The following is a 4,094-nucleotide window of genomic DNA, read 5'->3' on the forward strand; positions in this document are numbered from 1 at the left end:
TGCCGTGCTCTTTTTTAATATTCCGGCTTAGCTCAGTTGGTAGAGCGCTTGACTGTTAATCAAGATGTCGTCAGTTCGAGTCTGACAGCCGGAGCACGGAAGAAGGAGGCCGCCGGGCCTCTTTTTTTATACTCTCATTTTGATCTTTAAACTTTTTTAGTATAAATTTCATAACATGAATATGTTAGATAATAAACAAGCAATCATTTTAATAGGTAAAAATGATGAAAAAATAACCGTTTAGATGGCCTCTAAACGGTCTTTTTTTCATTAGACCAATTTAGAAGAAAGCCTGTGATACAAAGGTTTTACTGAAGTATGAAATAAACTATCAACTTATGAAATTATTTTCAAAAAAACACTTTGTTAAAGGCTTAATTTATCGTATAATAAAAGCGGATTCATTTTTTGATCTAGAGGAGGAAATTACATGGTAGGAATTGTTTTAGCCAGCCATGGTGGCTTCGCTGATGGTATTGCACAATCTGCGCAAATGCTTTTCGGCGAACAAAATAATTTTGCTCATGTTATCTTAAAGCCTAATGAAGGCCCAGATGACATTCGTGGCAAGATGGAAAAAGCAATTGCTTCATTCGATAGCCAAGATGAAGTTTTGTTCTTGGTCGACCTATGGGGCGGTACTCCATTTAACCAAGCTAACGGACTTGTTGAAAAGCATGACAAGTGGGCAATTGTTGCTGGTATGAATTTACCAATGGTTGTTCAAGCGTTAACTGAACGTATGATGGATGCTAATGCTACTGCACGTCAAATCGCTACAAAGGTAGTTGAACCTGCTAAGGATGGTATCAAGACTAAGCCATCTGACTTAATGCCAAAGACCGCTGCTCCTGCAGCAGCCGCTGACAAGGGTTCAGCTAAGGGTGGTAAGAAGTCAATTCCAGAAGGTACTGTAATTGGTGACGGTCACATTAAGTACGTTTTGGCAAGAATCGACTCACGTTTACTTCACGGTCAGGTTGCTACTGGTTGGATTCCAGCAATGAAGCCAGATCGAGTAATTGTTGTTTCAGACAGTGTTGCTAAGGATGACTTGCGTAAGAGTATGATTCGTGAAGCTGCACCTGCAGGTGTTAAAGCTCACACTGTTCCACTTAAGAAGATGGAAGAAATCGCAAAGGATCCAAGATTTGGTAACACACACGCACTTCTTTTGTTTGAAAATCCAGAAGATGTTTTGAGAGCTATCAAGGGCGGTATTAATCTTAAGGATATCAACGTTGGTTCAATGTCATACAAGGAAGGCGACGTTAACGCCAACAACGTATTGTCAATGAACCAAGAAGACGTTGATACTTTCCGTGAACTTGAAAAGATGGGCGTTAAGTTTGATGTTAGAAAGGTTCCTTCAGATGCTCCAGGTAACATGGATTCTATCTTGAAGAAGGCACAAACCTTACTTGACGAACAAAAGAAATAATTAATTAGGAGTAAATAAATGAACGCTATACAAATGATTTTGGTAGTGGTTGTTGCCTTTCTTGCAGGTATGGAAGGTATCTTGGATGAATGGCAATTCCACCAACCATTAGTTGCATGTACTTTGATCGGTTTAGTTACCGGTCACCTGGACTTAGGTGTTATTTTGGGTGGTCAATTACAAATGATCGCCTTAGGTTGGGCAAACATTGGTGCCGCTGTTGCACCAGATGCCGCTTTGGCTTCAGTAGCTTCAGCTATTATCTTGGTTGAAGGTGGTCAAGGTACTGCTGGTATTGGTACTGCTACTGGTATCGCTATTCCTTTGGCTGTTGCTGGTTTGTTCTTAACTATGATCGTACGTACTATCTCAACTGCTATCGTTCACATCATGGACGCACAAGCTAAGAAGGGTAACTGGCGTATGATCAACGTATGGCAATGGATTGCTGTATGTTTGCAAGGTTTGAGAATCGCTATCCCAGCCGCATTGCTTTTGGCTATCCCAGCAAGCACTGTTAGAGGTTGGCTTGCAATGATGCCTCAATGGTTATCAGATGGTATGACCATCGGTGGTGGTATGGTTGTTGCTGTAGGTTACGCTATGGTTATCAACATGATGGCAAGTAGAGAAGTATGGCCATTCTTCGCAATTGGTTTCGCTTTAGCTGCTATCAAGGACTTAACTTTGATCGCCCTTGGTGCTATCGGTCTTTCAATGGCTTTGATGTACTTAGCTCTTGAAGCTAAGGGTGGCAACGGCTCAGGTTCAAACAACTCTGGCGATGCCGGTACCGGCGATCCACTCGGCGATATCATTGATGATTATTAAAATGAACGCATAGAGGAGGATTTAAATAATGGCTGATAAGAAAATTAAATTAACCAAACGTGACCGTTTTAACGTTATGTGGCACTCACAATTCCTTCAAGGTTCATGGAACTACGAAAGAATGCAGAACGGTGGTTACGCATACTCAATGATTCCTGCATTGAGAAAGTTATACCCAGACAAGAAAGATTTGTCTGCTGCTTTACAAAGACACTTGGTATTCTTTAACACTCACCCATACTTAGCTTCACCTGTACTTGGTGTTACCTTGGCTTTGGAAGAAGATAAAGCTAACGGTGCTCCTGTTACTGACGACGCTATCCAAGGTGTTAAGGTGGGTATGATGGGACCTTTGGCCGGTGTTGGTGACCCTGTATTCTGGTACACTGTTCGTCCAATTGTTGGTGCCTTAGGTGCATCAATGGCCATTTCAGGTAACATCATGGGACCTATCTTGTTCTTCGTTATCTGGAACGTAATCAGACTTGCCTTCTTATGGTACACACAAGAATTTGGTTACAACGCTGGTTCAGCTATCACTAATGACATGTCAGGTGGTATGCTTCAAAAAGTTACCCGTGGTGCTTCAATGATGGGTATGTTCGTTTTGGGTGCCTTGATTGAACGTTGGGTAAACATCAAATTTACTCCCATCGTTTCACAAACCCCTATCCAAAAGGGTGGTTACATCGAATGGGACAAGCTTCCATCAGGTGCTAAAGGTATTCAAGAAGCTCTTATGCAATGGAACATGGGTAATGGTAAAGCTTTGACCAATACCAAGGTTACTACTTTGCAAAACAACTTGGATTCATTGATCCCAGGTTTAGCTGGTCTTCTTTTGACATTCTTCTGTATGTGGTTGTTGAAGAAGAAGGTTTCACCAATCTGGATTATCATCGGTATCTTCGTTGTCGGTGTTCTCTTCCACGTATGGGGCATTCTTTAATAAATGGCTAAATCAATTAACACAAGAGTCGATCTGACCGTTGATGGTACCTGGTTTAGAGGTATTGCATCTTATGGAAAAATTATGATCGGCGATAAAGCTTTTGAATTTTATAACGAGAGAAATGTTGAAGACTATGTTCAAATTCCATGGAAAGAAGTAACTTATGTAGTTGCGGACGTTCATTTCAATGGACGTTATATTCCACGTTTTGAAATTAGAACTAAATCTAATGGTAAGTTTATCTTTGCTGCGCGTGATCCTAAGAAGGTATTGCGTGCAATCAGAAAATACGTACCAGCTGACCATATGCGTAAAGCATTAGGCCTATGGCAGCAGTTAAAACAACGTTTCACTCGTAAGAAAAAATAAAAGTTAAATAAAAAAGACTCAAGATCATTTTGAAGTGAGACCTAAAAGTGAGACACTTTTAGGTCTTTACTATGTCTAAATTTAATAAAGAACAGAAAATAGAAATTTATCGTAAATGGAAAGATGAAAAGATTTCAATAAGTCAGTTGTCTAAAACATATAAAACGAATGTAGCTAATTTGGATTACATGCTTAGATTAATTGATATGTATGGAATCAATGTTTTAGATAGGCCTTATCAGGTTTATTCTAAGGAATTTAAAGAACAAGCAATTGAGCAAGCTGTTTTCAGTACCAAGTCATATGTACAAGTATCACTAGAACTGGGGCTTAAGAGTATTGGCACACTTAGTATTTGGCTTAGAGAATATAAGGAAAACGGGTATAATGTCATTATCAAACAGAAAGGACGCCCTGCCCGTGATCAAAGAGAGTCAAAAATCACGCAAGGAATTGGAGAAAGAGATCCAAAAGCTGAAAGAAGAAAACTTGCGATTGCGT

General features: G+C 40.0%; 5 protein-coding genes and 1 tRNA gene. All 6 read left to right on the forward strand.

All coding sequences use genetic code 11. The features are described 5' to 3' along the window. Window positions 1-21 precede the first annotated feature (21 nt). Window positions 22-94: transfer RNA gene (locus BN1206_RS01965), tRNA-Asn, on the forward strand. A 336-nt stretch (window positions 95-430) separates the two neighbouring features. Beyond that, window positions 431-1,441, forward strand: coding sequence for a mannose/fructose/sorbose PTS transporter subunit IIA (locus tag BN1206_RS01970; RefSeq protein ID WP_013641559.1), 1,011 nt, complete (start codon window positions 431-433; stop codon window positions 1,439-1,441). Between the two features lie 18 nt (window positions 1,442-1,459). Further along, the gene (locus tag BN1206_RS01975; protein WP_013437277.1) at window positions 1,460-2,272 is read left to right on the forward strand and encodes a PTS mannose/fructose/sorbose transporter subunit IIC; all 813 of its coding nucleotides are present in this window, start codon (window positions 1,460-1,462) and stop codon (window positions 2,270-2,272) included. Window positions 2,273-2,300: 28 nt separating this feature from the next. Next, complete coding sequence (locus BN1206_RS01980; RefSeq protein ID WP_013641560.1) at window positions 2,301-3,221, forward strand: PTS system mannose/fructose/sorbose family transporter subunit IID; 921 nt, start codon at window positions 2,301-2,303, stop codon at window positions 3,219-3,221. Between the two features lie 3 nt (window positions 3,222-3,224). Next, entirely contained in the window at window positions 3,225-3,593 is a 369-nt protein-coding gene (locus BN1206_RS01985; RefSeq protein WP_013437279.1) for a DUF956 family protein, read from the forward strand. A gap of 71 nt (window positions 3,594-3,664) precedes the next feature. Further along, window positions 3,665-4,094: transposase (locus BN1206_RS01990; protein WP_197072906.1), on the forward strand; the 430-nt coding region annotated here is incomplete at its 3' end.

This window comes from Lactobacillus sp. OTU4228, from assembly GCF_001006945.1.
GTDB classification, from domain to species: Bacteria; Bacillota; Bacilli; order Lactobacillales; family Lactobacillaceae; genus Lactobacillus; species Lactobacillus amylovorus.